The organism is Streptomyces sp. NPDC101152 (genome assembly GCF_044768275.1).
GTDB lineage: Bacteria > Actinomycetota > Actinomycetes > Streptomycetales > Streptomycetaceae > Streptomyces.
Map to the genome: position 1 here is coordinate 26,497 of NZ_JBIWPO010000031.1, position 24,593 is coordinate 51,089.

27 protein-coding genes are annotated in these 24,593 nt (G+C 71.3%); 7 read left to right on the forward strand and 20 right to left on the reverse strand.

The window, feature by feature from the left end:
• Window positions 1–205: 205 nt before the first annotated feature.
• The 6 genes from gatB to ACIRVK_RS31140 all read right to left on the reverse strand — a co-directional run bounded on the left by gatB (window position 206) and on the right by ACIRVK_RS31140 (window position 4,743).
• Window positions 206–1,720, reverse strand: coding sequence for an Asp-tRNA(Asn)/Glu-tRNA(Gln) amidotransferase subunit GatB (gene gatB, locus ACIRVK_RS31115; RefSeq protein ID WP_404252922.1), 1,515 nt, complete (start codon window positions 1,718–1,720; stop codon window positions 206–208).
• A gap of 15 nt (window positions 1,721–1,735) precedes the next feature.
• A complete protein-coding gene (locus tag ACIRVK_RS31120; RefSeq protein WP_099934423.1) occupies window positions 1,736–1,927 on the reverse strand; it encodes a hypothetical protein in 192 nt (63 codons plus the stop codon).
• Window positions 1,928–1,974: 47 nt separating this feature from the next.
• A complete protein-coding gene (gene gatA, locus ACIRVK_RS31125; protein WP_404252924.1) occupies window positions 1,975–3,468 on the reverse strand; it encodes an Asp-tRNA(Asn)/Glu-tRNA(Gln) amidotransferase subunit GatA in 1,494 nt (497 codons plus the stop codon).
• Window positions 3,469–3,474: 6 nt separating this feature from the next.
• Window positions 3,475–3,771 carry an Asp-tRNA(Asn)/Glu-tRNA(Gln) amidotransferase subunit GatC gene (gatC, locus tag ACIRVK_RS31130; RefSeq protein ID WP_007384860.1) on the reverse strand — a complete coding sequence of 99 codons (297 nt, stop codon included), beginning with the start codon at window positions 3,769–3,771 and terminating at the stop codon, window positions 3,475–3,477.
• Window positions 3,772–3,853: 82 nt separating this feature from the next.
• On the reverse strand, window positions 3,854–4,345 hold the full coding sequence (locus ACIRVK_RS31135; RefSeq protein WP_404252926.1) for a cupin domain-containing protein: 492 nt from the start codon (window positions 4,343–4,345) through the stop codon (window positions 3,854–3,856).
• Window positions 4,346–4,371: 26 nt separating this feature from the next.
• Complete coding sequence (locus tag ACIRVK_RS31140) at window positions 4,372–4,743, reverse strand: DUF4267 domain-containing protein (protein ID WP_404252928.1); 372 nt, start codon at window positions 4,741–4,743, stop codon at window positions 4,372–4,374.
• Between the two features lie 97 nt (window positions 4,744–4,840).
• Between ACIRVK_RS31140 and ACIRVK_RS31145 the strand changes: the two genes are divergently transcribed.
• The gene (locus tag ACIRVK_RS31145) at window positions 4,841–5,428 is read left to right on the forward strand and encodes a TetR/AcrR family transcriptional regulator (RefSeq protein WP_404252930.1); all 588 of its coding nucleotides are present in this window, start codon (window positions 4,841–4,843) and stop codon (window positions 5,426–5,428) included.
• Between the two features lie 27 nt (window positions 5,429–5,455).
• Here the strand turns inward: ACIRVK_RS31145 and ACIRVK_RS31150 are convergent, their stop codons facing one another.
• The 5 genes from ACIRVK_RS31150 to ACIRVK_RS31170 all read right to left on the reverse strand — a co-directional run bounded on the left by ACIRVK_RS31150 (window position 5,456) and on the right by ACIRVK_RS31170 (window position 12,436).
• Complete coding sequence (locus ACIRVK_RS31150) at window positions 5,456–7,705, reverse strand: putative bifunctional diguanylate cyclase/phosphodiesterase (protein ID WP_404252932.1); 2,250 nt, start codon at window positions 7,703–7,705, stop codon at window positions 5,456–5,458.
• A 272-nt stretch (window positions 7,706–7,977) separates the two neighbouring features.
• The gene (gene ligA, locus ACIRVK_RS31155) at window positions 7,978–10,170 is read right to left on the reverse strand and encodes an NAD-dependent DNA ligase LigA (protein WP_404252934.1); all 2,193 of its coding nucleotides are present in this window, start codon (window positions 10,168–10,170) and stop codon (window positions 7,978–7,980) included.
• A gap of 15 nt (window positions 10,171–10,185) precedes the next feature.
• Window positions 10,186–11,142: a methionine synthase gene (locus ACIRVK_RS31160; protein WP_404253041.1), complete on the reverse strand. Its 957-nt coding sequence runs from the start codon at window positions 11,140–11,142 to the stop codon at window positions 10,186–10,188.
• Between the two features lie 38 nt (window positions 11,143–11,180).
• On the reverse strand, window positions 11,181–11,879 hold the full coding sequence (locus tag ACIRVK_RS31165; RefSeq protein WP_404252936.1) for an SDR family oxidoreductase: 699 nt from the start codon (window positions 11,877–11,879) through the stop codon (window positions 11,181–11,183).
• Between the two features lie 17 nt (window positions 11,880–11,896).
• Window positions 11,897–12,436, reverse strand: coding sequence for a TIGR00730 family Rossman fold protein (locus ACIRVK_RS31170; RefSeq protein ID WP_404252937.1), 540 nt, complete (start codon window positions 12,434–12,436; stop codon window positions 11,897–11,899).
• Window positions 12,437–12,487: 51 nt separating this feature from the next.
• On the opposite strand from ACIRVK_RS31170, the gene ACIRVK_RS31175 reads away from it, so the two are divergent.
• Together ACIRVK_RS31175 and ACIRVK_RS31180 are read left to right on the forward strand one after the other, a co-directional pair.
• Window positions 12,488–12,811 carry a DUF427 domain-containing protein gene (locus ACIRVK_RS31175; protein WP_404252938.1) on the forward strand — a complete coding sequence of 108 codons (324 nt, stop codon included), beginning with the start codon at window positions 12,488–12,490 and terminating at the stop codon, window positions 12,809–12,811.
• 37 nt (window positions 12,812–12,848) lie between these two features.
• Entirely contained in the window at window positions 12,849–13,634 is a 786-nt protein-coding gene (locus ACIRVK_RS31180) for an alpha/beta fold hydrolase (protein WP_404252940.1), read from the forward strand.
• A gap of 5 nt (window positions 13,635–13,639) precedes the next feature.
• Here the strand turns inward: ACIRVK_RS31180 and mnmA are convergent, their stop codons facing one another.
• Window positions 13,640–14,764, reverse strand: coding sequence for a tRNA 2-thiouridine(34) synthase MnmA (mnmA, locus tag ACIRVK_RS31185; RefSeq protein ID WP_404252942.1), 1,125 nt, complete (start codon window positions 14,762–14,764; stop codon window positions 13,640–13,642).
• A gap of 60 nt (window positions 14,765–14,824) precedes the next feature.
• Between mnmA and ACIRVK_RS31190 the strand changes: the two genes are divergently transcribed.
• Window positions 14,825–15,511 carry an N-acetylmuramoyl-L-alanine amidase gene (locus ACIRVK_RS31190; protein WP_404252944.1) on the forward strand — a complete coding sequence of 229 codons (687 nt, stop codon included), beginning with the start codon at window positions 14,825–14,827 and terminating at the stop codon, window positions 15,509–15,511.
• 298 nt (window positions 15,512–15,809) lie between these two features.
• Here the strand turns inward: ACIRVK_RS31190 and ACIRVK_RS31195 are convergent, their stop codons facing one another.
• From ACIRVK_RS31195 to ACIRVK_RS31205, 3 genes are all read right to left on the reverse strand, one after another.
• Window positions 15,810–16,973, reverse strand: coding sequence for a cysteine desulfurase family protein (locus ACIRVK_RS31195; RefSeq protein WP_404252946.1), 1,164 nt, complete (start codon window positions 16,971–16,973; stop codon window positions 15,810–15,812).
• A gap of 190 nt (window positions 16,974–17,163) precedes the next feature.
• Window positions 17,164–17,442 carry a DUF4190 domain-containing protein gene (locus ACIRVK_RS31200; RefSeq protein WP_404252949.1) on the reverse strand — a complete coding sequence of 93 codons (279 nt, stop codon included), beginning with the start codon at window positions 17,440–17,442 and terminating at the stop codon, window positions 17,164–17,166.
• Between the two features lie 44 nt (window positions 17,443–17,486).
• The gene (locus ACIRVK_RS31205; protein WP_404252951.1) at window positions 17,487–17,642 is read right to left on the reverse strand and encodes a hypothetical protein; all 156 of its coding nucleotides are present in this window, start codon (window positions 17,640–17,642) and stop codon (window positions 17,487–17,489) included.
• 146 nt (window positions 17,643–17,788) lie between these two features.
• Between ACIRVK_RS31205 and ACIRVK_RS31210 the strand changes: the two genes are divergently transcribed.
• The gene (locus ACIRVK_RS31210) at window positions 17,789–18,415 is read left to right on the forward strand and encodes a TetR family transcriptional regulator (protein WP_404252953.1); all 627 of its coding nucleotides are present in this window, start codon (window positions 17,789–17,791) and stop codon (window positions 18,413–18,415) included.
• Window positions 18,416–18,419: 4 nt separating this feature from the next.
• Here ACIRVK_RS31210 and ACIRVK_RS31215 read toward each other — a convergent pair whose 3' ends face one another.
• On the reverse strand, window positions 18,420–18,776 hold the full coding sequence (locus ACIRVK_RS31215) for a hypothetical protein (protein WP_404252955.1): 357 nt from the start codon (window positions 18,774–18,776) through the stop codon (window positions 18,420–18,422).
• Between the two features lie 37 nt (window positions 18,777–18,813).
• Window positions 18,814–19,788 (reverse strand): helix-turn-helix transcriptional regulator, encoded by a 975-nt coding sequence (locus ACIRVK_RS31220; RefSeq protein ID WP_404252956.1) that lies wholly within the window; start codon window positions 19,786–19,788, stop codon window positions 18,814–18,816.
• A 101-nt stretch (window positions 19,789–19,889) separates the two neighbouring features.
• Here ACIRVK_RS31220 and ACIRVK_RS31225 point away from each other — a divergent pair, with 101 nt between their 5' ends.
• Window positions 19,890–20,477, forward strand: coding sequence for a TIGR03086 family metal-binding protein (locus ACIRVK_RS31225; RefSeq protein ID WP_404252958.1), 588 nt, complete (start codon window positions 19,890–19,892; stop codon window positions 20,475–20,477).
• On the opposite strand, the gene ACIRVK_RS31230 is transcribed toward ACIRVK_RS31225, so the two are convergent.
• Complete coding sequence (locus ACIRVK_RS31230) at window positions 20,464–21,324, reverse strand: thioesterase family protein (protein WP_404252960.1); 861 nt, start codon at window positions 21,322–21,324, stop codon at window positions 20,464–20,466. The genes ACIRVK_RS31225 and ACIRVK_RS31230 overlap by 14 nt on opposite strands.
• Before the next feature lie 156 nt (window positions 21,325–21,480).
• On the opposite strand from ACIRVK_RS31230, the gene ACIRVK_RS31235 reads away from it, so the two are divergent.
• Entirely contained in the window at window positions 21,481–22,704 is a 1,224-nt protein-coding gene (locus ACIRVK_RS31235) for an alpha/beta hydrolase (RefSeq protein ID WP_404252962.1), read from the forward strand.
• Here ACIRVK_RS31235 and ACIRVK_RS31240 read toward each other — a convergent pair.
• Window positions 22,613–23,269: a trimeric intracellular cation channel family protein gene (locus ACIRVK_RS31240; protein WP_404252964.1), complete on the reverse strand. Its 657-nt coding sequence runs from the start codon at window positions 23,267–23,269 to the stop codon at window positions 22,613–22,615. The genes ACIRVK_RS31235 and ACIRVK_RS31240 overlap by 92 nt on opposite strands.
• A 69-nt stretch (window positions 23,270–23,338) precedes the next feature.
• Window positions 23,339–24,583 (reverse strand): ABC transporter ATP-binding protein, encoded by a 1,245-nt coding sequence (locus tag ACIRVK_RS31245; protein ID WP_404252966.1) that lies wholly within the window; start codon window positions 24,581–24,583, stop codon window positions 23,339–23,341.
• Window positions 24,584–24,593: the final 10 nt, after the last annotated feature.

The window sequence follows — 24,593 nt, forward strand, 5'->3', positions numbered from 1 at the left end:
CAACATGAACAGCCCGCAAAGAACGCATGAGCAATGCGAGGAATACTCTCGCAGGCGGAAGTGATCGTTTAGGCGATTCGTGGGCTTATTCACAAGAGTGCGAGGCAGATCACAGGACAGTAACGGACACTCTGTCGCCCGGACCGTCACCGCCACACGCGTACGGCCCCGGAGGTCCATTCCTCCGGGGCCGTACCGCACCTGCTCAGCCCTCGCTGACGCCGAGCTTCTCCAGGATCAGCTCCTTGACGCGGGCCGCGTCGGCCTGACCGCGGGTCGCCTTCATGACCGCGCCGACCAGGGCGCCGGCCGCGGCCACCTTGCCGCCGCGGATCTTGTCGGCGACGCCCGGGTTGCCCGCGATGGCCTCGTCGACGGCGGCGGTCAGCGCGCCCTCGTCGGAGACGACCTTCAGGCCGCGCTTGTCGACGACCTCGTCCGGGGTGCCCTCGCCTGCGAGGACGCCCTCGATGACCTGCCGGGCCAGCTTGTCGTTCAGGTCTCCCTTCGCGACCAGCTCGGTGACCCGCGCGACCTGCGCCGGGGTGATGGCGAGCTCGTCGAGGGAAACGCCCGACTCGTTGGCGCTGCGCGCCAGTTCACCCATCCACCACTTGCGGGCGGAGGCCGCGTCGGCACCGGCGTCGATCGTGGCGACGATCGGGTCCAGCGCACCGGCGTTGAGGATCGCCTGCATGTCGGTGGCCGAGATGCCCCACTCCGCGACCAGGCGGTTGCGGCGGGCCAGCGGCAGCTCGGGCAGGGCCGCCCGGATCTCCTCGACCCACTCACGCGAGGGGGCCACCGGCACCAGGTCCGGCTCGGGGAAGTACCGGTAGTCCTCGGCCTCCTCCTTCACGCGGCCCGAGGTCGTCGACCCCGTGTCCTCGTGGAAGTGCCGGGTCTCCTGCACGATCGTGCCGCCGGAGGACAGCACGGCCGCGTGCCGCTGGATCTCGAAGCGGGCGGCCCGCTCCACGGACCGCAGCGAGTTGACGTTCTTCGTCTCCGAGCGCGTGCCGAACTTCTCGGTGCCGTGGGGGCGCAGCGACAGGTTCACGTCGCAGCGCATCTGGCCCATCTCCATCCGGGCCTCGGAGACGCCGAGCGCCCGGATGACCTCGCGCAGCTCACGGACGTACGCCCGGGCGACCTCGGGAGCGCGCTCGCCGGCGCCGACGATCGGCTTGGTGACGATCTCGATGAGCGGGATGCCGGCGCGGTTGTAGTCCAGCAGCGAGTGCGAGGCGCCGTGGATACGGCCGGTCGCGCCGCCCACGTGGGTCGACTTGCCGGTGTCCTCCTCCATGTGGGCGCGCTCGATCTCCACCCGGAAGGTCTCGCCGTCCTCCAGCTGCACGTCGAGGTAGCCGTCGAAGGCGATCGGCTCGTCGTACTGGGAGGTCTGGAAGTTCTTCGGCATGTCCGGATAGAAGTAGTTCTTCCGGGCGAAGCGGCACCACTCGGCGATCTCGCAGTTCAGCGCGAGACCGATCCTGATCGCGGACTCGACGCCGGTCGCGTTGACGACCGGGAGCGAGCCGGGCAGGCCGAGGCAGGTGGGGCAGGTCTGCGTGTTGGCGTCCTGACCGAGTTCGGTCGAACAGCCGCAGAACATCTTGGTCTTGGTGCCGAGTTCGACATGGACCTCGAGGCCCATGACGGGGTCGTACGACGCCAGCGCGTCCTCGTACGACACCAGGTCGGTCGTGGTGGTCACGGTGGAAGTTCCCTCTCAGCCCAGCAGGACGTCGTCGTCGCCCAGCCGCTTCAGCTCTCGGTACAGGACGGCGAGGCCGGTGACGATGCCGACGGCGGCCACCGTCGCGTCGATCAGCCGCAGCGCGTCCTGCTCGGCGCGTGCCTTCTTGATCCGCTTGGCGACACCGAACGCGCCGAAGGCGGTGGTGGCGATGGACACGTACATACCGGACTTGGACTTCTTGAAGTCCTGAGCCTTGGTGAGTGTCTTGGTCACAGCGACGGAGCCTCCTCCAGGAGCGGGTGCCCCCACCTTTCCACGAAGGCGGCCTCGACGGCGGCGCCGACCTTGTACAGACGGTCGTCCTTCAGCGCCGGGGCGATGATCTGCAGCCCGACCGGGAGGTTGTCCTCCGGGGCGAGACCGCAGGGCAGCGACATGGCCGCGTTGCCCGCGAGGTTCGTCGGGATGGTGCACAGGTCGGCCAGGTACATCGCCATCGGGTCGTCGGCACGCTCGCCGATCGGGAAGGCGGTGGTCGGGGTGGTCGGCGAGACGATCACGTCGACCTGCTCGAAGGCCTTCTCGAAGTCGCGCGTGATGAGCGTGCGCACCTTCTGGGCGCTGCCGTAGTAGGCGTCGTAGTAGCCGCTGGACAGGGCGTATGTGCCGAGCATGATGCGTCGCTTGACCTCCGGGCCGAAGCCCGCCGCACGGGTGAGGGAGGTGACCTCCTCCGCCGAGTGGGTGCCGTCGTCGCCGGTGCGCAGGCCGTAGCGCAGGCCGTCGAAGCGGGCGAGGTTGGAGGAGCACTCGGAGGGCGCGATCAGGTAGTACGCGGACAGCGCCAGGTCGAAGGACGGGCAGTCCAGCTCGACGATCTCGGCGCCCAGCTCCTTGAGGAGGGCGACGGACTCGTCGAACCGCTGGATGACGCCGGCCTGGTAGCCCTCGCCGCGGAACTGCTTGACCACGCCGACGCGCATGCCCTCGACGCTGCCGTTGCGGGCGGCCTCGACGACCGGCGGGACCGGGGCGTCGATGGAGGTGGAGTCCAGCGGGTCGTGCCCGGCGATGACCTCGTGCAGCAGGGCCGCGTCCAGGACCGTGCGGGCGCAGGGGCCGCCCTGGTCCAGGGAGGACGAGAACGCCACCATGCCGTAGCGGGACACGGCCCCGTACGTCGGCTTCACGCCCACCGTGCCGGTGACGGCGGCCGGCTGGCGGATGGAGCCGCCGGTGTCGGTGCCGATGGCGAGGGGGGCCTGGAAGGAGGCGAGCGCGGCGGACGAGCCGCCACCGGAGCCGCCGGGGATCTTGGTGAGGTCCCACGGGTTGCCGGTCGGTCCGTAGGCGCTGTTCTCGGTCGAAGACCCCATGGCGAACTCGTCCATGTTGGTCTTGCCGAGGATGACGACGTCGGCGGCCTTGAGGCGCTTGGTGAGGGTGGCGTCGTAGGGCGGGATCCAGCCCTCGAGGATCTTCGAGCCGACGGTCGTCGGGATGCCCTCGGTGGTGAAGATGTCCTTGAGCGCGAGCGGGACGCCGGCCAGCGGGCCGAGCTTCTCGCCGCGCTCGCGCTTCGCGTCGACGGCACGGGCCTGGGCGAGGGCGCCCTCGCGGTCGACGTGCAGGAAGGCGTGCACCTTCTCGTCGACGGCCTCGATACGGGCCAGGTGGGCCTCGGTGACCTGGACCGCCGTCAGCTCGCCGGAGGCGATCTTCTCGGCGGTCCGGGCGGCCGTGAGCTTGATGATGTCCGTCATGGCGGTCTAGTCCTCCCCCAGGATCTGCGGCACCTTGAAACGCTGCTGCTCCTGGGCCGGGGCGCCGGAGAGCGCCTGCTCGGGGGTGAGCGACGGACGGACCTCGTCCGCCCGCATGACATTGGTCAGCGGGAGCGGGTGCGAGGTCGGCGGTACGTCTTGGTCGGCGACCTCGCTGACGCGGGCCACCGCGCCGATGATGTCGTCCAGCTGTCCCGCGAAGTGCTCGAGCTCTTCGGGCTTCAGCTCCAGACGCGCCAGCCGGGCGAGGTGGGCGACCTCCTCGCGCGTGATGCCAGGCATGCAGCGTTCCTCTGGGGTGAGTGAGTGTTTTGCGCCCAATCCTAGGGTGCGGACGGGGCTCTCCGTTAAACGGTTTCTCCGGTCAGCGGCGAGCCTCCCAGGGCTCGCTCCTCAGGAACAGGTTGTCGTACAGCTCCTGGACCTCGAGGAGGCTGTCCGCGCCGGCCTCGCCCAGGCGGATGCGCTGCAGGTGGCGGAAGTACTCGAAGCGCTCGACGCCCGGCGTGATGACGATGAGCAGGTCCGCCGGGGCGCCGGGGGCGGCGGCGAAGGCGTGGGGGCGGCCGGGCGGGACGATGATCAGGTCGCCGCGCGAGGCGGTGACGACGTCGTCGCCGGAGAGGACCTCGGCCTCACCGTCGAGCAGGTAGAACATCTCGGCGGAGTTGCGGTGCAGGTGCGGGCGGGCGCCGTCGACGCCCTCGCCGAGGGTGACGCGCACGGTGGACAGCGCGCCGCCGGTGGAACTGCTGTCGGCCAGCAGCCGCACGGCGACCGGATCACCGCCGACGACCTCGGCCTCAGCGGCACGGACCAGGACGGTCTCGTCGAACTTCGGCACGAACAGCGACATGGTTTCGCTCCCCCTGTGATGCGTCGTCAGACCGCGAAGAGCAGTCCGGCGCTGATGAGTACAACGATCGCCGTGGCGAAGTGGATCCCGAACGCCACGGCTTTCGCACCGCCGTGCCGCAGGACTATCAGGGTGTCACCGAACGGGATGAGCGCCAGGCACAGCATCAGCCAGGCCTCGGCGTGCGCGCCGGCGAAGGCCAGCACCGCGAGTCCTGCGACGCCGATCGTGCCGTCCCTCAACCCCTTGATCGAGAGGTAGGCGCCGGCGTCTCCCGCGGGGTCGGCCGGGACGCCGTAGCCGGCGGCGGATGCGCCGGGCTGGAACAGGAAGCGGTAGCCGAGGAACAGGCAGAACAGGTCGAGCAGGACGGCCAGGGTGTAGGCGGTCACGGTCATGTCTCTCGCTCCTTCGTCGTCTCGCTAGCAACGCTAGCGACAAGAGCGAAGATAGCAGAGCGTCGACAGGTTGGCTAGCGCTGCTAGAATCCCTGGCATGTCGATCCAGACGCGCCGGGAGCGCGAACGCGCGGAACGCGAGCGGCTGATCGTCACGGCCGCCCGGGAGCTGGCCGAGGCGGAGGGCTGGGACGCGGTCACCACCAGGCGCCTGGCCGCCGAGATCGAGTACAGCCAGCCGGTCCTCTACAGCCACTTCAAGGGCAAGGACGCGATCATGGCGGCGGTCGCGGTGCAGGGCTGCGCGGACCTGGCGGTGCAACTGCGCGCGGCGCGCACGGCGGCGAAGGGTCCGCGCGAGGCGCTGGCGGCGGTGGGCGAGGCGTACGCGTCCTTCGGGCGGCGGCGCCCGGCGCTGTACGACGCGATGTTCACCCTCGCCGTGGACCTCCCGTTCGCCACACCGGAGGCTCCGGCGGCGCTGTGGGAGGCGTTCCGGGGGCTGACCGCGGTGGTGGAGCCGATCGCGGCCGAGGGCGAGGACACGGCCCTGCTGGCGGAGACCTACTGGGCGGGCCTGCACGGCCTGGTGACGCTGATGCGCAGCGGCCGCCTGCCCGAGCGCGCCCACGAGCAGAGGCTGGCGCTACTGATCGGTCATTTCGCGGCCGGAACGGCTGCTTGAGCGGACCGGCGCGGCAAGGGGGCGCGGCTACTCGTCGGTCGCCGCCGCCGGCAGGGCCGCGCGCGGCCGCTGCCATCCCCGCGCCCCCCGCGCCCGCAGCCACGCCGTCGTCTCCTCGGGCGGCATCGCGGCCGCGACCAGCCACCCCTGTACGGCGTCACAGCCCAGGTCCCGCAGCCGCTCCCACGTCTCGTCGTCCTCGACGCCCTCCGCCACGACCAGCAGCCCCAGGGAATGCGCCAGGTCGACCGTGCAGCGCACGATCTCCGCGTCCTCGGTGTCGACGGCCAGCCGCGCCACGAAGGAGCGGTCGATCTTCAGCTCGCTCACCGGCAGCCGCCGCAGATGCACCAGCGAGGAGTAGCCGGTGCCGAAGTCGTCCAGCGACATCTTCACGCCGTGCCCGGTCAGGCCGTTGAGGGTGTCGGCGGCCCGCTGCGGGTCCTCCAGGAGCACGTGTTCCGTTATCTCCAGTTGGAGCGCTCCCGCGGGCACTCCGTGCCGGGCCAGCCGCGCGGCGACGGAACCGGCGAAGCCGGGGGTGTGGACGTCACGCGGGGAGACGTTGACCGCGACGGGCACGTACAGCCCCTGGGCACGCCACTGGGCGACCTGCCCGAGCGCCGTCTCCAGTACGTACTCGGTGAGGTGGGGCATCAGCCCCGAGGACTCGGCGATCGCTATGAACTCGTCCGGCGGCACCTTCCCGCGCTCCGGGTGCACCCAGCGGACCAGGGCCTCGAGCCCGGCCACCTGCCCGTCGAAGCGGACCTTGGGCTGGTAGTGCAGCTGCACCTCGTGCGCGTCAAGCGCCCGGCGCAGATCACCGAGCAGTCCGAGCCGGTCCGGTGTGTTGGAGTCCCGCTTGGACTCGTACACCTCGACGCCCGTACGGTCCCGCTTCGCCTGGTACATCGCGACGTCCGCCCGCCGCAGCAGTCCCTCGGCGTCCAGGGCGTGGTCGGGGAAGACGGCGACGCCCGCGCTGGCCTCCAGGACGAGGGTGAGCCCGTCCAGGTCCAACGGGGAACTGAGCGCGGCGACCAGGCCGCGGGCGACCCGGGTCGCGGACGTGGTCGAGTCGGCGACCGGCAGTAAAACGGCGAACTCGTCGCCGCCGAGCCGCGCGGCCTCCGCTCCGCGCGGCAGGGCGAGCCGCAGCCGGTCGGCGATCTGCAGCAGCAGCCGGTCGCCGGCGAGATGCCCCAGCGTGTCGTTGACGGACCGGAACCGGTCCAGGTCGATGAGCATGAGCGCGGACCGTGCGCCGATCCGCTCGGCGTCGTCCAGCGCGGACCAGATGCGTTCCAGCAGCCACTGCCGGTTGGGCAGCCCGGTCAGCGGGTCGCGCAGCTGCTCCTCGGCCCTGGCGCGGGCTATCCACAGGGTGGAGTCGAGGGCGATCAGCGGGATCGAGAACAGGGGCAGCAGCAGCGGCTTGGCGATGGCGACCACGCACACCAGCGGGGCGATGCCGAGCAGGGCGACCGCGACGAGGCCCTGTCTGACCAGGGCGGTGCGGGCGACGGTGGGCAGTCCGGCGCGGCGGGGCGCGTGCAGGTACCACAACAGGGTGCGGCTGACCAGGAGATACGCGGCGGCGACCAGCACCACCTCGGGGGCCGTGCAGATCGTCCAGCTCTCGGGGTTCCACGGCCGCTCGACGGACGGGAGGCGTCCGAAGCAGCCCAGCACCAGGGCGCCGGCGCCGATGCCGAGTATGTCCACCGAGCCGTGCAGCACGCCCTGCCGCCAGCGGTTGCGCCGGGCTATGCCGACGAGCACGACGACGGTGAGGCTGACCATTCCGGCCGGAACCCAGCCGTACAGCACCAGGACGGCGAGGGTGAGGGCGGCGCCGGAGCCTGTGCCGCCCCACCAGCGGGAGCGGCCGAGCATCACGAGGTGGCCGACGATGATGCCGGTCAGCACGGCCAGGGACCAGCCGACGGTGCCGGACGGGAAGAGCGCGTGGGTGCCGGTGTACGCGCGGTAGAAGCCGGCGCCCAGCACGAACCCGGCCGCCGCGACGACCGCGGCGGGCAGCGCGGGCCAGGACAGGTGCCGTTCGTGGTCGGGGTCCTGCAGGGCGGAGGGGTGTCCGGCCGGGAGCCGGGGGGCGCCGTGCACCGGGGTGGCGGTGTACTGTCCGGTGGCGCGCCCCTCCGCGCCCGGATGGCCCGGGGGCCGCCCGGCCCATCGGCTCGGCCGCCAGGCACCGATGACCCGGCGCCGGCGCAGCCGTGAGTCCGGGGCGGCGCTCTCGGTCGGTTCCATTCCCGTCCCTCTCACAGCCGGCGGTGCCCACGCCAGGCGGCCCGATGTCCCACATCCATCAACGGCGCCGCGTTGGCATACCCTTCCGCTCCGCCCCCGAAGAGCCCCTCGGGGACAACGGGCATGCCCCAACCGCAGCCGGGCACGGCAGGCGCACGTCTCAACAGTAGGCCGCAGAAGGCCTCCGCGGGCAGCGGTCGTGGACGGTTGCCCGAATGCGCCCCGGCCACCCGTATGCATCTGGTATGCGCCGATCGGGTGGCCTTCAACCGCTACTCCTCTGTGGGAAGCGCAACTTCGGCGGCGGCGTCCGGTCCCTGCTCCAGGAGGACGCCGAAGCCGTCCTCGTTCAGAACCGGCACCTTGAGCTGCATCGCCTTGTCGTACTTGGAACCAGGATTGTCACCCACGACCACGAAGGACGTCTTCTTGGAGACGGAACCGGTCACCTTCGCCCCGCGGCTCTGCAGCGCCTCCTTGGCGCCGTCGCGGGTGAAGTGCTCGAGCGTGCCGGTGACCACGACGGTCATGCCTTCGAGCGGACGCGGCCCCTCGTCCTCGCCGGTGCTCTCCTCCTCCATCCGCACGCCCGCGGCCCGCCACTTGCGCAGGATCTCCTGGTGCCAGTCCTCGGCGAACCACTCCTTGAGGGAGGCGGCGATGATCCCGCCGACCCCGTCGGTGTTCGCCAGCTCCTCCTCGGTGGCCTGCTCGATCCGCTCGATCGAGCGGAACTCTCGGGCCAGCGCCTCCGCGGCGACCGGGCCGACGTGACGGATCGACAGGCCGGTCAGCACCCGGGCGAGCGGGCGCCCCTTGGCGGCGGCGATGTTCTCCAGCATGGCGAGCGCGTTCTTCTTCGGCTCGCCCTGCTGGTTGGCGAAGACGGTGACGACCTTCTCCTCGCCGGTCTTCGGGTCCCGCTTGGGCAGACCGCTGTCCTGGTCGAGGACGTACGCCCGGATGGGCAGCAGCTGCTCCACGGTGAGGTCGAACAGGTCGCCCTCGTCCTTGAGCGGCGGGTCGGCCGGCTCCAGCGGCTTGGTGAGGGCGGCTGCGGCGACGTAGCCGAAGTGCTCGATGTCCAGCGCCTTGCGGCCCGCGAGATAGAACAGGCGCTCACGCAACTGGGCAGGGCAGGTGCGGGCGTTGGGGCAGCGCAGGTCGACGTCGCCCTCCTTCATGGGCCGCAGCGCCGTACCGCACTCGGGGCACTCGGACGGCATCACGAACTCGCGCTCGCTGCCGTCGCGCAGGTCGACGACCGGGCCGAGGATCTCCGGGATGACGTCACCCGCCTTGCGCAGCACCACGGTGTCGCCGATGAGGACACCCTTGGCCTTGACGACGTCCTGGTTGTGCAGTGTCGCGAACTCGACCTCGGAGCCCGCCACCGTGACCGGCTCGACCTGGGCGTACGGCGTGACCCGGCCCGTGCGGCCCACGCCGACGCGGATGTTGACGAGCTTGGTGTTGACCTCCTCCGGCGCGTACTTGTACGCGATCGCCCAGCGCGGGGCGCGGGAGGTGGAGCCGAGCCGGCCCTGCAGCGGGATCTCGTCGAGCTTGACGACCACGCCGTCGATCTCGTGCGCCACGGAGTGGCGGTTCGCGCCGTAGTAGGCGATGAACTCCCGCACGCCGTCGAGGTCGTCGACCACCTTGTTGTGCGGGGAGGTGGGCAGGCCCCAGGTCTTGAGGAGGTCGTATCCCTGGGAGAGACGGGTGAGGCCCTGGAAGCCCTCCAGCACGCCGATGCCGTGGACGACCATGTGGAGGGGGCGGGTGGCGGTGACGCGCGGGTCCTTCTGGCGCAGCGAACCGGCCGCCGCGTTGCGCGGATTGGCGAAGGGCTTGTCCCCGGCTTCCACCAGCCGGGCGTTGAGCTCCTCGAACTTCTCCATCGGGAAGTAGACCTCGCCGCGGATCTCCACGAGGTCGGGGACCTTGTCGCCCTTCAGCCGGTCCGGGATCTCGGCGATCGTCCGGACGTTGGGCGTGATGTCCTCGCCGGTGCGGCCGTCGCCGCGGGTCGCCGCGCGCACCAGGCGGCCGCGCTCGTAGGTGAGGTTGACCGCGAGGCCGTCGACCTTGAGTTCGCACAGGAAGTGGTAGTCCTGTTCGCCGAGCTCCCGCTGGATGCGCTCGGCCCAGGCGGCGAGTTCCTCGTCGTTGAAGGTGTTGTCGAGGGACAGCATCCGTGAGGCGTGCCGGACCGCCGTGAACTCGGTCTCGTACGCCCCCGCGACCTTCTGTGTCGGCGAGTCGGGCGTGCGCAGCTCGGAGTACTCCTCCTCCAGCGCCTCCAGCGTCTTCAGGAGCTCGTCGAACTCCGCGTCGCTGATGACCGGGGCATCGTTCACGTAGTACCGGAAGCGGTGCTCCTCGATCTGCTCAGCGAGCTTCGCGTGCTTCTCCCGCGCCTCGGCGGGCACCGTCGTCTGCGCTTGCTGTTCGCCGGCCACCGTGTCGTCCTCCCGTTACTCTGGGTTGTCCGCGAGTGATCTCGCCGCCCGGACGCAGTGGGCGAGAGCCCTGCGCGCGTAGTCCGGGGAAGCCCCCGCGAGTCCGCACGACGGCGTGACCGTCACCGCTTCCGCGAGAAGTCCCGGTTGCAGCCCCAGCCTGCGCCACAGCGTCCTGACACCCATGACGCTACCTGCCGGGTCTGACAATGCCGTGTCCGTGCCGGGCACGACTCCGGCGAAGAGCCGGGTACCCCCTTCCACCGCCTCACCGATCGTGTCGTCGTCACGTTCGGTGAGGAGGGCGAAGTCGAACGAGACCGCCGCCGCGCCCGCCCGGCGCAGCAGGGCGAACGGGACGTCCGGTGCGCAGGAGTGGACCACGCCGGGGCCGTCGCTGTGAACCCCGAGGACGTCCCGGAGGGTGGCCTCGACGAGCTGCCGGTCGACGGCGCGGTGGGTGCGGTAGCCGCTGGCGGACTTCACCTGGCCGCGCAGGACGGCGATGAGGGACGGTTCGTCGAGTTGCAGCACGACCTGCGCGCCGGGCACGCGGCGCTTCACCTCCGCCAGGTGCAGCCGCAGTCCCTCGGCGAGGGAGGCGGCGAGGTCGCGGCAGGCGCCGGCATCGGAGAGGGAGACCTCGCCGTTCCTCAGCTCCAGGCTGGCGGCGAGCGTCCAGGGCCCCACGGCCTGCACCTTCAGCGGGCCCTCGTAGCCCTGGGTGAACTCCTCCAGCGCGTCGAGGTCCTCGCCGAGCCAGGAGCGGGCGCGCCTGGTGTCCCGCCCGGGCCGGTCGCCCAGCCGCCAGCCGCTGGGTTCCACGCGCGCGTACAGCTCGACCAGCATCCCGGCGGTCCGCCCGATCATGTCCGCTCCGGGTCCCCGCGCGGGCAGCTCGGGCAGGAACGGGAAGTCCTCGAAGGTGCCCGTCACGGTCTTGGCGGCCTCACGGGCGTCACCGCCGGGCATCGAACCGATGCCCGTGGCGGCGCCGAACCTGAACTCGGTCACCGGCCCGGCCTCACCGTCAGGTCGTTGACCTCCGCGTCGGCGGGCAGGTCGAGGGCCATCAGGATCGTCGTCGCTACGGACTCCGGGTCGATCCACCGCGCGGGGTCGTACTCCTTGCCCTCCTGCTGGTGGACCTTGGCCTGCATGGGGCTGGCCGTGCGCCCGGGGTAGACGGAGGTCACGCGGACCCCGTTCGCGTGCTCCTCGTGGCGCAGGGAGTCGGCGAGGGCCTTCAGGCCGTGCTTGGAGGCGGCGTACGCGGACCAGTCGGCGCTCGCGTTCAGCCCGGCCCCCGAGTTGACGAAGAGCACGTGCCCGCGCGCGGCCCGCAGCTGCGGAAGGAAGTGGCGGGTCAGCTCGGCGGGGGCGATCAGGTTGACGTTCAGCTGGTGGCGCCACGCCTTGGGGGTCAGCTCGCCGACCGGCCCGAGGTCGACCACTCCGGCGATGTGCAGCAGGCAGTCCACGCGGTCCGGCAGCGTCTGGTGGGAGAAGGCCCAGGACAGCCGGTCCGGCTCGGCCAGGTCCCCCACCAGCGTCCGCGCCCCCGGGAACCTGGCCGCGAGTTCCTTGGCGCGGCCCGCGTCGCGCGCGTGCAGGACGAGTTCCTCCCCGCGCGCGTGGAGGCGGCGGGCGACGGCCGCGCCGATGCCGGAACCCGCTCCGGTGATCACATGTGTAGCCATGCCCGTCATGCTCGCACCCGCCGGGGCTACTCGATGCCCTGGCTCTCTTCGATGTAGGCCAGCGCAGCCACCGGCTCCTCCGCGAAGAACACCAGGTCGCTCAGCGGACGCGGCAGGAACCCCTCGTCCTCCATGCGCCGGAACTGCTCCTTGAGCCCGTCGTAGAAGCCCGCGGTGTTGAGCAGCACCACCGGCTTCTCGGTGTGGCCGTGCTTCTTCAGCTCCAGGATCTCGGTCGCCTCGTCGAGCGTTCCGGTGCCACCAACCATGATCACCACGGCGTCGGCCTTCTCGAGCAGCAGCTTCTTGCGCTCCGCGAGGTCCTTCGCGATCACCATCTCCTCGACGCCCGGCCGCACCTTGGCCGCGAGGAAGTCCACGGAGACCCCGCAGAGCCGTCCGCCCGCCTCCTGCACACCGTCGGCGACCACCTTCATCAGGCCGACATCGGAGCCGCCCCACACGAGCGTGTGGCCGCCCTTGCCGAGCAGCTTCGCGAACTCGCGCGCGGGGCGCGTGTACCGGTCGTCGAGGTCGGCGGCGGAGAGGAAGACGCAGATTCGCATGAGGCCACCGTACGCGGGAAGAACCGGCGGCCCGCGAGCGCTCTTCCTTCCATGGCCGAAGGACATGAGATCACCATCGAGCAGGGCGAGAAGCACGTGCGCGTGGTGCACGGCGAGCAGGTACTGGCGGAGAGCGATCGGGCCCTCGTGCTGCGCGAGACGGGCTGTCCGGTGCGGTACTACATCCCGCCGGAGGACGTACGGCTCGACCTGCTGCAGCCCTCCGAGACGCACACGTACTGCCCCTTCAAGGGCACGGCGTCCTACTGGTCGCTGCCGGACGCGGCGGACCTCGTCTGGGCGTACCCGGAGCCCAAGCCGGACGTGGCGCAGATCAAGGATCACCTCTGCTTCTACGAAGTCGAGGTGTCGTGAGCGATTAGTTCCGTGCCGTGGGGCAGTCTGCTGAGGCATGGACAACAAGACCATTTCACGCGACGGCACCTCCCTCGCGTACGAACGCACCGGCACGGGACCCGTGGTGATCCTGGTCAGCGGGGCGATGTCGACGGGAGCGACGGTGGCGCCCCTCGGGGTGCCGCTCGCGGACCGCTTCACCGTCGTCTCCTACGACCGCAGGGGCCGGGGTGCGAGCGGCGACACCAAGCCCTACGCGGTCGCCCGGGAGGTCGAGGACCTGGCCGCGCTGATCGACGCGGTGGGCGGCGACGCGTCGCTGTTCGGCCACTCCTCGGGCGGCGCGCTGGTCCTGGAGGCGGCGGCGAGCGGGCTGCCGCTGCGTCAGGTGGCCGTGTACGAGGTGCCGTACGCGGTCTACAAGGGCGGCGCCAAGGAACGGGCGGAGTACACCCACAGCCTCACCGAGGCGCTGGAGCAGGGCCGGCGCGGTGACGCGGTGGAGCTGTTCCTGCGGCTGACGGGCCTGGCCGAGGAGATGATCCAGGGCGCCCGCCAGTCGCCGATGTGGCCCGGGATGGAAGCCCTCGCCCCGAGCCTCGCCTACGACGACGCCGTGCTGGGTGACGGGCTGGTGCCCGAGGCCCGGCTGGCCTCGGTCTCCGTGCCCGTCCTGTCCCTCGGGGGCGGCGCGAGCCCCGCGTGGATGCGGGAGGCCGCCCGGGCGGTGGCCGAGGCGACGCCCCAGGGGACCTACCGGACGCTGGAGGGCCAGACGCACATGGTGGATCCCCAGGCGCTCGCGCCGGCGCTGGCGGAGTTCCTCTCGTCGGCCTCCTAGTCCTCCTAGGCGACGGCCGTCCTCGCGCGCGTGGTCGTCGCGATCGTCGCCGAGCCCACCACGCGCGTGCCGTCGTACAGGACGATCGCCTGGCCGGGGGCGACGCCGCGGACGGGCTCGGTGAAGGTCACCTCGATGGTGCCGTCCACGAGTTCGGCGCGGACCTCGCTCTCGCCGCCGTGGGCGCGCAGCTGCGCGGTGTAGGTGCCGGGGCCGGAGGGGGCCGTGCCGCACCAGCGGGGCCTGATCGCGGTGAGGGCGGTGACGTCGAGGGCGTCGGCGGGGCCGACCGTCACGGTGTTGTTCACCGGGGAGATGTCGAGGACGTAGCGGGGCTTGCCGTCGGGCGCGGGGGTGCCGATGCGCAGGCCCTTGCGCTGGCCGATGGTGAAGCCGTACGCGCCCTCGTGGGTGCCCAGCTTGGCGCCGGACTCGTCGACGATGTCGCCCTGCGCCCGGCCCAGCCGGTTCGCCAGGAAGCCCTGGGTGTCACCGTCGGCGATGAAGCAGATGTCGTGCGAGTCGGGCTTCTTGGCGACCGCGAGGCCCCGGCGCTCGGCCTCGGCGCGGATCTCGTCCTTGGTCGTGATGGTGTCGCCGAGCGGGAAGAGCGCGTGCGCGAGTTGCCTCTCGTCGAGCACGCCGAGGACGTAGGACTGGTCCTTGGCCATGTCGGAGGCGCGATGCAGTTCCCGGGAGCCGTCGGGCAGTTCGACGATCTTCGCGTAGTGGCCGGTGCAGACCGCGTCGAAGCCGAGGGCGAGGGCCTTGTCCAGCAGGGCGGCGAACTTGATCTTCTCGTTGCAGCGCAGGCACGGGTTGGGGGTGCGGCCGGCCTCGTACTCGGCGACGAAGTCCTCGACCACGTCCTCGCGGAAGCGGTCGGCGAGGTCCCAGACGTAGAACGGGATGCCGATGACGTCCGCGGCCCGGCGGGCGTCCCGCGAGTCCTCGATGGTGCAACACCCGCGCGCGCCGGTGCGGAACGACTGGGGGTTCGCGGAGAGCGCGAGGTGGACTCCGGTCACGTCGTGCCCGGCCTCGGCGGCGCGGGCGGCGGCGACGGCGGAGTCCACGCCGCCGGACATGGCGGCCAGGACACGGAGGGGGCGCTGCGGGGTCTCAGTCATAACCCCTCAAGAGTACGGGCCGCCGGGAACCGCAGCCCCCGAGTATCCGTTGACGATCACATGGGGGACGAGAAGATGGGCATGGACGCCGACCGGCGGCTGGGGCGCCGTGCGCTGATCGTCGGCGGGGTGGTGGCCGCCGTGGGCACGGCCGCGCTGGGCCGCGACGAGCTGTCCCACCTGTGGTGGCGGCTGCCGGGGGTGGAGAAACCGCGGGTGGCGGGCGCGGTGGACTTCCGGGGCGCGCGGTGGATCCCGGCCTCTGAGGCGAACTACCGGCGGGCGAACCGGCCGGACGACTACGCGGTCGACCGTGTGGTCGTCCATGTCACCCAGGGCGGTTACGCGAGCGCGGTGAAGGCCTTCGAGGACCCGGGCCACCAGGCCGCGGCCCACTACATCGTCCGCCAGGACGGGCAGGTCACGCAGATGATCCGCGAACTGGACGTGGCGTTCCACACGGGCAACCGGGAGTACAACGAACGCAGTGTCGGCATCGAGCACGAGGGCTTCGTGGAGAAGAGATCCTCGTTCACGGACACGATGTACGCCTCCTCGGCGCGGCTGACCGCCGCGATATGCGCCCGGTACGGCATACCCGCCGACCGGAGGCACGTCATCGGGCACGTGGAGGTGCCGGGGACGGACCACACGGATCCCGGGCCCTCCTGGGACTGGGACCGGTACATGGGGCTCGTACGACGGGCCGGGCAGGCGGGACAGGCCGGGCAGGCCCGACCCCGGTGACGTAATCGTGACCCTGTGCGTATCCCGGTGCTTCGCCTGTCCGTTGCGTCCCTTGTGGCGGAGGTGACCTGTCGACGCCGGTGGGATCAGCGCCGTCCCAGGGGGTGTTTTGAAAGTCCAGTGCGGTGCCCGCGGTGTTCGGTGCGTGGCCTCGGCGTGCCGGACGGAGGTCCTGGATGGGGGTCCCCCCGCTCGAGCGTAGCCGAGAGTGGGGGAGGAGCTACTCGGGCCTTTGGCCGGTGCGGCGAGGGTGCGTGCGGGGCATCGTGGGTGCTGTGCCGGGCTTTCAAAACACCCCCTAGGTCAGCCCGGCTGCTCGGGCGCGCTCGACCGCCGGGCCGATGGCCTTGGCCACCGCCTCCACGTCGGCCTCCGTGGAGGTGTGGCCGAGGGAGAAGCGGAGGGTGCCGCGGGCGAGGTCCGGGTCGGTGCCGGTGGCGAGCAGGACGTGGCTGGGCTGGGCGACACCGGCGGTGCAGGCGGAGCCGGTGGAGCACTCGATGCCCTGGGCGTCCAGGAGCAGTAGCAGGGAGTCGCCCTCGCAGCCGGGGAAGGTGAAGTGGGCGTTGGCGGGGAGCCGGTCGACCGGGTCGCCGCCGAGGATCGCGTCGGGTACGGCCGTACGCACCGCCTCGATCAGGCTGTCGCGCAGGGCGCCGATCTCGCGGGCGAACCACTCGCGCTGCTCGGCGGCGAGGCGGCCGGCGACCGAGAAGGAGGCGATCGCGGGGACGTCCAGGGTGCCGGAGCGGACATGGCGCTCCTGGCCACCGCCGTGCAGGACCGGTACGGGGGTGTGCTCGCGGCCCAGCACCAGGGCGCCGATGCCGTACGGGCCGCCGATCTTGTGGCCGGAGACGGTCATCGCCGCGAGGCCGGAGGCGGCGAAGTCGACCGGGACCTGGCCGAAGGCCTGCACCGCGTCGGCGTGCAGCGGGACCCCGAACTCCGCGGCCACGTCGGCGAGTTCGCGGACCGGGAAGACGGTGCCGAGTTCGTTGTTGGCCCACATGACGGTCGCGAGGGCGACGTCGTCCGGGTTCTTGGCGATGGCCTCGCGCAGGGCGTCGGGGTGGACCCGGCCGTAGGTGTCGACCGGCAGGTACTCGACGGTCGCGCCCTCGTGCTCTCCCAGCCAGTGCACGGCGTCGAGGACGGCGTGGTGCTCGACGGGGCTGGCGAGGACCCGGGTGCGGTTCGGGTCGGCGTCGCGGCGGGACCAGTACAGGCCCTTCACGGCGAGGTTGTCGGCCTCGGTGCCGCCGGAGGTGAAGACGACCTCGCTGGGGCGGGCGCCGAGCGCGTCCGCGAGGGTCTCGCGGGCTTCCTCGACGGTTCGCCTCGCGCGGCGGCCGGACGCGTGCAGGGAGGAGGCGTTGCCGGTGACGCTCAGGTGCGCGGTGAGTGCCTCGACTGCCTCCGGGAGCATCGGGGTGGTCGCGGCGTGGTCGAGGTATGCCATGGTGCGGACGATTCTACGGTGCCGCGGTGCCGGGCTTGGGCTGTCCTCCTGGCCTGCGTTGCCGCTGAGGTCGGTTTGGGCCGCACCCGGTGCTGCAGGCCGTGCCCACCCTCCCCCATCGCCCTGCGGAACGACTGCCCACGGCAGTAGCGGGGGTGACGACGGCGGTCGACTGCCCCGGCGGTAACGGTCAGAAGTTCCAGGAGATCGTGCTGTCTGCCTGCATGAAGGCGATCAGGACGATGAGGTCGGCTAGGCCCAGGCCCAGGCCGAGGAAGGCTCGGCCGCGGCGGGTGGTGCCGCGCCACAGGGCGGCGCCGGCCAGGGCGATGGCGACCGGGCCGAGGAAGACGTTCAGGACGAGCAGGCCGACCAGGCCGAGGATGAAGGACGCCACCGCCATGCCGTCGGCGTCGCGGCGGGTGGGGGCGGCGGTGGGGCGGTCGGTGGCGCGAGCGGTGAGTTGCATGACGGGTCAGCTCCCGGCTGTCGTTGCGGCGGGCGGTTCAGGGGTCAGTGAGTACGGCGGCCGTGGCGCTCGCGGAGGGCGAAGATGCCGAGCCACGCGGCGATGACGGCGGCCGCGACGAGGGTGAAGGCGAACGGCGCGTGGGCCACGGTGCCCAGCAGGGCGCCGAAGAGCAGAAGGGCGGCGACGAGGAACAGCATGGGATGGATCCCCCTCCGAGGCGCCTCGCGGGCGCCTCTTCGTTACGGTTCGGTGAACAGTTGTGGTTACAGTTGTTCACTGACTTCAGAGTCTAGCGCGTCTCACCGGCTTTCCAAATCCAGAGAACAGTTGTTAACTGGATGACATGAGTCACACCCTCGGCATCCGGCAGGTCCAGAAGCAGAAGACCCGGCAGGCGCTCCTCGACGCGGCGCTCGGTCTGCTGGAGGGGCAGAGCCTGAGCAGCCTGGGTCTGCGCGAGGTCACCCGTGCCGTCGGTGTCGCCCCGACGGCCTTCTACCGGCACTTCCGCTCCATCGCGGATCTCGGCGTGGCCCTGGTCGAGGAGGCCTTGGGCAGCCTGCACCCGATGATCAGGACGACGGTGGCCACCACCGACGACAGTGACCAACGCATCGAACGCGCCATTGGGTTGATCGCCGGTCATGTCCGCGAGTACCCGGCCCATGTCCGTTTTATCGCCCGCGAGCGACATGGCGGAGTCCAGCCGGTGCGGGAGGCCATACGCGACCAACTGGCCCGGTTCGCCGAGGAGGTGCGGGCCGAACTCGCCAAGGACCCGGAGTCCGTGGGCTGGAGCGACGACGACCTGCTCATGCTGGCCCATCTGTACGTGGACCAGATGCTGATCACCGCCTCCCTGTTCCTGGAGGCGATGGAGGGCACCGAGGAGGACCGGGCGCGCGTCGAACAGGTCGCCACCCGGCAGATGCGGCTCATCAGCATCGGCCGCCACCACTGGCTGGGCTGAACGGTCAGTTCCTGGTCGCCGGGGCCGTCGGACGGCCGCTGGGAGCGCCGGTCGGCGCGGCACCGCCGGCCCCACCGGGCCCGCCGCAGCCGCCCGTGCCGCCGCCCCCGCGACCGCCCTGACCTCCGCCCGGCGCGCCGCTCGGCATGCCGGAGGGTGCCCCGGTCGGCCTGCCGGTCGGCTTGGCGGTCGCCTTGCCCGAGGCAGCGCCCGAGGGCCTGCCCGACGGCACCGAGCACGCCTGCTGCTGCCCTGCTGAGCCGCCGCCGGTGCCCGAGGACGACGAGGAGCCGCTCGAGCCGCAGGCCGCCAGGACCAGGGGCGAGAGCGCCAGCAGGGCCACCGCGGGGACGAGTCGCACAGGCGGCCCCAAAGAACCCCTCCGACCTGGTCCTTCGCTAATCCGGCCGGCCTGCTCGCCGGTACAGCTCCGTGACAGAGGCGGCCGCGGCCGCCAGTTCCGCGCGTACCTCGGGCGGCTGGAGGACCTCGACGTGGTGGGCGAACTGCAGCAGCTGACGGGCCTGTCCCAGGACGCCGTACGACAGCCGTACGGTCACCCACTCCTCCTCGCCCTCCGTGTCCGGGAGTTCGGTCAGCTGGGCCGCGTTCAGGCGCAGGAACATGTCGAGGCGGCCGCGGCGGACGCGGGCCGTGACATCGATCCCGCCGGGCCGCTCCTCCACCTGACGGCGCAACTCCTCCCAGGCGTCCGCGAGTTCCACGCCGGGCCGCCGCCGGACGGGATCCTCCAGCACGGTCGCCGAACGCACCCGGTCGGCGCGGAAGAGCCGCGGGGTCGCTCGGCGGTCGGCGACCAGGTACCAGACGCCGGCCTTCGACACGAGCCCGTACGGGTCCACGGTGTACGTCCGCGGTTCCTGGTCCCCGCTGTGCCGGTAGCGCAGCCGCAGGCGCCGGTCGGCGAAGACCGCGTCCTGCAGGACGTCGAGGTCCACGGCCTTGCGCGGGCCGCCCTTCCAGCGGGTGCCGTCGACCAGGATGCGGCGGGAGGTCACCTCGGCGGCCGGGCGGTACGGCGCCGGCAGCGCGGCCATCACCTTCCGCAGGGCCGATCCGAGGGCCGCGTCCAGGCCGAGCGCGGCGTGCGTCCCCTGTGCGGCCAGGATGAACAGCGCGCGGGACTCGTCGGCGGTCAGTCCGGTCACGTCGGTACGGAACCCGGCGAGCAGTTCGATCCCGCCGTGCCGCCCGCGCTCGGCGTAGACGGGCACTCCGGAGGCCGACAACGCCTCGACGTCCCGGTAGATCGTCCGCACCGACACCTCGAGCCGCTCGGCGAGCTCGTGCGCGGGCACCCGGCCACGGGTCTGCAGGAGCAGCAGGATCGAGAGGAGACGGTCGGCCTTCACGGCACCAGGATCGTGCCCCTCGCGGGCCGTCCGCAAATGTTGACGGCAACTGTCAGGTTATGGGGCCACCATCGAAGCACCAACCCGAGAGAGAGGTCCCCATGGACGCCATCGACCCCCGCCCGTTCTACACCCGTGCCACCGAGCAGGCGGCCGCGCTCATCAATACCGTGCGCGCGGACCAGCTCGACTCCCCCACCCCCTGTACCGAGTTCGACGTCCGCGCGCTGCTCGGTCACATCGTCGGGGGAAGCCTGCGCATCGCGGTCGTCGGTGAGGGCGGGGACGGGCTCGCGGTGCGCCCCGTCGCGGACGGCGTCCCGGACGACGGGTGGATCGCGGCCTACGAGGAGGTGCGTGCCCGTGTCCTCGAGGCCTGGGAGGGCGACGACCGGCTGGAGGCGCCGGTGCGGGTGCCCTGGGGCGAGGTGCCGGGGCGCGCGGCCCTGTCCGGCTATGTGATGGAACTGGTCACCCACACCTGGGACCTGTCCGAGTCCCTCGGCCGCCCCGTCGAACTCGACCCGGAACTCGCCGAGTTCGCGCTCGCCACGGCCCGCCGCGTGCTGCCCGACCCCGAGCGCGACGAGCAGACACCCTTCGCGTCGGCGGTGCCGGCTCTCGAAACGGCCGACACCTACGGACGGTTGGCGGCCTGGCTGGGACGGGAACCGCTCAGCCGAGCCTGACCCGGGCCAGTTGGCGGGACTGGGCGACCAGGCGGTCCGTGCTGTCCCAGACCTCGGCGTCCTCCTCCAGGAAGCCGCCGGCGAGGTTGCGGGTGGTGATGGAGACGCGCAGCGGGCCGGGGGCCGGGCGGGAGCGGACATGGACCATCAGCTCGACCGTGGGGACCCAGCCGGAGAGACCGATCTCGAAGGCGGTGGGCGGCAGCGCGTCCACCGCCAGGAGCAGCGAGAGCGGGTCGGCGTCACGGCCGTCCGCGAGGCCGAACCAGGCGCGCATCTCCCCCTTGCCGGAGGGCGCGCCGACCGCCCAGCCGAGGGTGGCGGGGTCCAGCTTGATCATCAGGCGGTCCGTGATGGCGGAACTGCCGGTGAAGGGGGTTGGACCGTCACCGGGGCCGAAGCACTCCTCCAGCGGCGGCATCGCGGGCGGCCGAGCGCTCGTACGGACGTCGTCGGGGAGGGAGTCCAGGTCGCCGTAGGAGGCGAGGACGCGGATGCGTTCGACCTCGTGGCCCTCCTCGTCGTACTGGAAGAGGGAGGCCTGGCCGGTGGAGAGGGTACGGCCGGTGCGGACCACGTCCGTGCGGACCACCGCGGGGCCCGGCTGGGAGGCGGTGAGGTAGTGGGCGGAGATGGTGAACGGGTCGGAGTGCGGCAGCGCGTCCGCGAGGGCGCGGCCGAGGACGGCCAGCAGATAGCCGCCGTTGACGGCGTTGATGATGGTCCAGCCGGCCGACAGGTCGAGGGCGTAGACATCGGGCGCGCGTCGGGTGAGCGCCGTGTCGCGGTCGAACTCGCTGTCGCCGATGACGGCCCGGGTGGCCCCTGCGGAAGCTGCTTCTGGCATGACTGAACCGTACAGCGAGAAACTACTAAGCGGTAGCTTTCTGTGTTACGCCTGGATGACGGCCCAGGCCACCCTCCCGGGTGAGGTTCTGCAATTTCTTGGTAAGTGTCCTCTCTCGCCCGAAACCCAGACCGCGTCCTGCCCCTCTATGGGGACATGAGCCTCACCGGGACTCCGTTCCTCTACACGCTGATCGTGCTGTTCGCGGTCGCCCTGATACTGCCTCTTGTCCTGTGGTCGCGGATGCGCGGGCCAAAAGCCCTGCGCGCCGCGACCCGGGTACTGATGCTGCTGTTCGCGCAGGGGACGGCGGTCGCGCTGGTCTTCGTCCTCGTCAACAACGCCAACAGCCTGTACGACAACTGGGGCGACCTGCTCGGCACCGGCAACCACGTGCAGCAGGCGGCCAACCTCGGCGCCGACGGCACCGGCGGCATCGCGGTACGGAAGCTGCCCAAGGTGAAGCAGAACTTCGTGCCGGCCACCGGACCGGGCATGGCCGGGGTGCGCCAGACCCAGCTCAAGGGCCGCGTCTCCGGCGTGAACGCCGAGGTCTACGTGTGGACGCCGCCGCAGTACGACGACCCGAAGTACAAGAACCACAACTTCCCGGTCGTGGAACTGCTGCCCGGCTACCCCGGCTCGGCGAAGGCCTGGTTCGGCTCGCTGCATGTGACCCGCGACCTCGAGCCGCTGATGCGCAGCGGCCAGGTCGCCCCGTTCATCCTGGTCGCACCGCGGACCAACCTGCTGACCAACATCGACACCGGCTGCGCCAACATCCCGGGCACGGTCAACGCCGACACCTGGCTCAGCATCGACGTGCCGAAGATGGTCACGGACAACTTCCGGGCCGAGCCCGCGCCGAAGGGCTGGGCGACCGCCGGGTACTCGGCGGGCGCGCACTGCGCCGTCAAGCTGGCCGTCGCGCACCCGAACCGCTACATGGGGGCGATCAGCTTCTCCGGCTACAACGACCCGATCGGCGAGCGCAACTCCCTCGCCTCGCAGAACCTGACGGTCCGCGACGCCAACAACCCCTTCCTGCTCCTGAAGAAGCAGCTCACCCCGCCGCGGATCGCCCTCTACCTCTCCGGCCAGCCGCACGACGGCTACGAGGCCGCCGTCGGCCTCGAGCAGATCGCGAAGGCACCGACGACCGTGCACGTCGTCTACATCCCCAAGAGCGCGGGCGGCCACAACATGGCGCTGTGGCGGCCGCAGGTGGTCCCGGCGTTCCGCTGGCTGTCGCTGGAGATGGGTCAGCACACCGCCCGCACCGGGGCCGCTAATCCTCGCGCACCGTTGAACGGCGGTTCCACGCACGCGGCGCTCGCCAGTGGTACCGCATCGCGAGCAGGCGCAGGACGAAAGCCGTGAGGGCCGCGAGACCGCTGGTGAAGGGGCTCAGAACGGCGTAGTGGATGCACAGCACGACCATGGTGGCGCCGACGATCGCCGGGACCGCGTACAGATCGCGGTCCCAGCGCAGCAGTGACGGCACCTCGTTGGCGAGTACGTCCCTGAGCACACCGCCGCCGACCGCGGTGGCGAGGCCCAGGGTGGCGGACTGGGTGAGGCCGAGCCCGTACTCGTACGCCTTGGTCGTGCCTGCCACGCAGAACAGGCCGAGACCGGCCGCGTCGAAGACGTTCACCCCGACCTGGATGCGCTCGACCTGCGGATGCAGGAAGAAGACGAGGAGCGCGGCCAGCAGCGGGGTGACGAAGTAGCCGAGGTCGGTGAACGCGGCGGGCGGCACGGCACCGATGATCAGGTCCCGGAACAGCCCGCCGCCCAGCGCGGTGACCTCGGCGAGCACGGCGATGCCGAACAGGTCGAAGTTCTTGCGCACGGCCAGCAGCGCGCCGGAGATGGCGAACACGAAGATGCCGACGAGATCGAGCGTGTGCTGGACGGAGGGGCTGAATATCTGCAGGAGCACTCTCATATTCTGACGCAGCGGCGAGCCCCCACCTTACAAACGAAGGCGGGGGCTCGTCGCTGTGCCGTACTACTTCTCCGTGGGCGTGTCGTCCGAGGCTTCCTCGGCGGGCGTCCCGGCGCTCTCCGCAGCCGGCTCCTCGGAGGTCCCGGCGTGCTCGGCGACCTCGGCGGCCACCGCCGCCGACGTCTCCGCGGACTCCGCGAGGACCTCGTCGGCGACGAGTTCCGCAGCCTCCTTGGCCACGGTCAGCAGCACCGTGTCCTGCGGAGCCTGGTCCTCGAAGTTCTCCGGGTGGTGGCAGGCCACCTGCTGGCCGGGCTTGAGCTCGGTGAGCTTCGGCTCGGTGGTCTTGCAGATCTCCGTCGCCTTCCAGCACCGGGTGTGGAAGCGGCAGCCGCTCGGCGGGGAGATCGGCGAGGGCACGTCACCCTTGAGCAGGATGCGCTCGCTCTTGGCGTTCTTGCGCCGCGGGTCCGGGATCGGCACCGCTGACATGAGCGCCTTGGTGTACGGGTGCATCGGCGCCTTGTACAGCGACTCCCGGTCGGCGAGCTCGACGATCTTGCCGAGGTACATCACCGCGATCCGGTCCGAGACGTGCCGGACCACCGAGAGGTCGTGGGCGATGATCACGTACGTCAGGCCCAGCTCCGTCTGGAGGTCGTCGAGGAGGTTGACTACCTGGGCCTGGATCGACACGTCGAGCGCGGAGACCGGCTCGTCCGCCACGACCAGCTTCGGGTTCAGGGCGAGCGCGCGGGCGATGCCGATGCGCTGGCGCTGACCGCCGGAGAACTCGTGCGGATAGCGGTTGTAGTGCTCGGGGTTGAGACCGACCACCGACAGCAGCCGCTGGACCTCCTTCTTCACGCCGCCCTCGGGCTCGACGCCCTGCAGCTTGAAGGGGGCGCCGACGATCGTGCCGATGGTGTGGCGCGGGTTCAGCGAGGAGTACGGGTCCTGGAAGATCATCTGCACGTCGCGGCGCAGCGGCCGCATGCCGGCGACGCCGAGGTGCGTGATGTCCTTGCCCTCGAACTCGACCTTGCCGCCGGTCGGTTCCAGCAGCCGGGTGATCAGCCGGCCCATGGTCGACTTGCCGCAGCCGGACTCGCCCACGACGCCGAGGGTCTCGCCGGCCTTGACCTCGAAGTCGAGGCCGTCGACCGCGTGCACCGCGCCGACCTGCCGCTGGAGCAGGCCCTTCTTGATCGGGAAGTGCTTCTGCAGCCCGGTGACCTTCAGCAGGGTCTCGCCGCCGGCCCCCTTCTTGGTGGCCACGGTGCCTTCGCTCTGGCCAGGAATCGTCACGGCCTTGTCC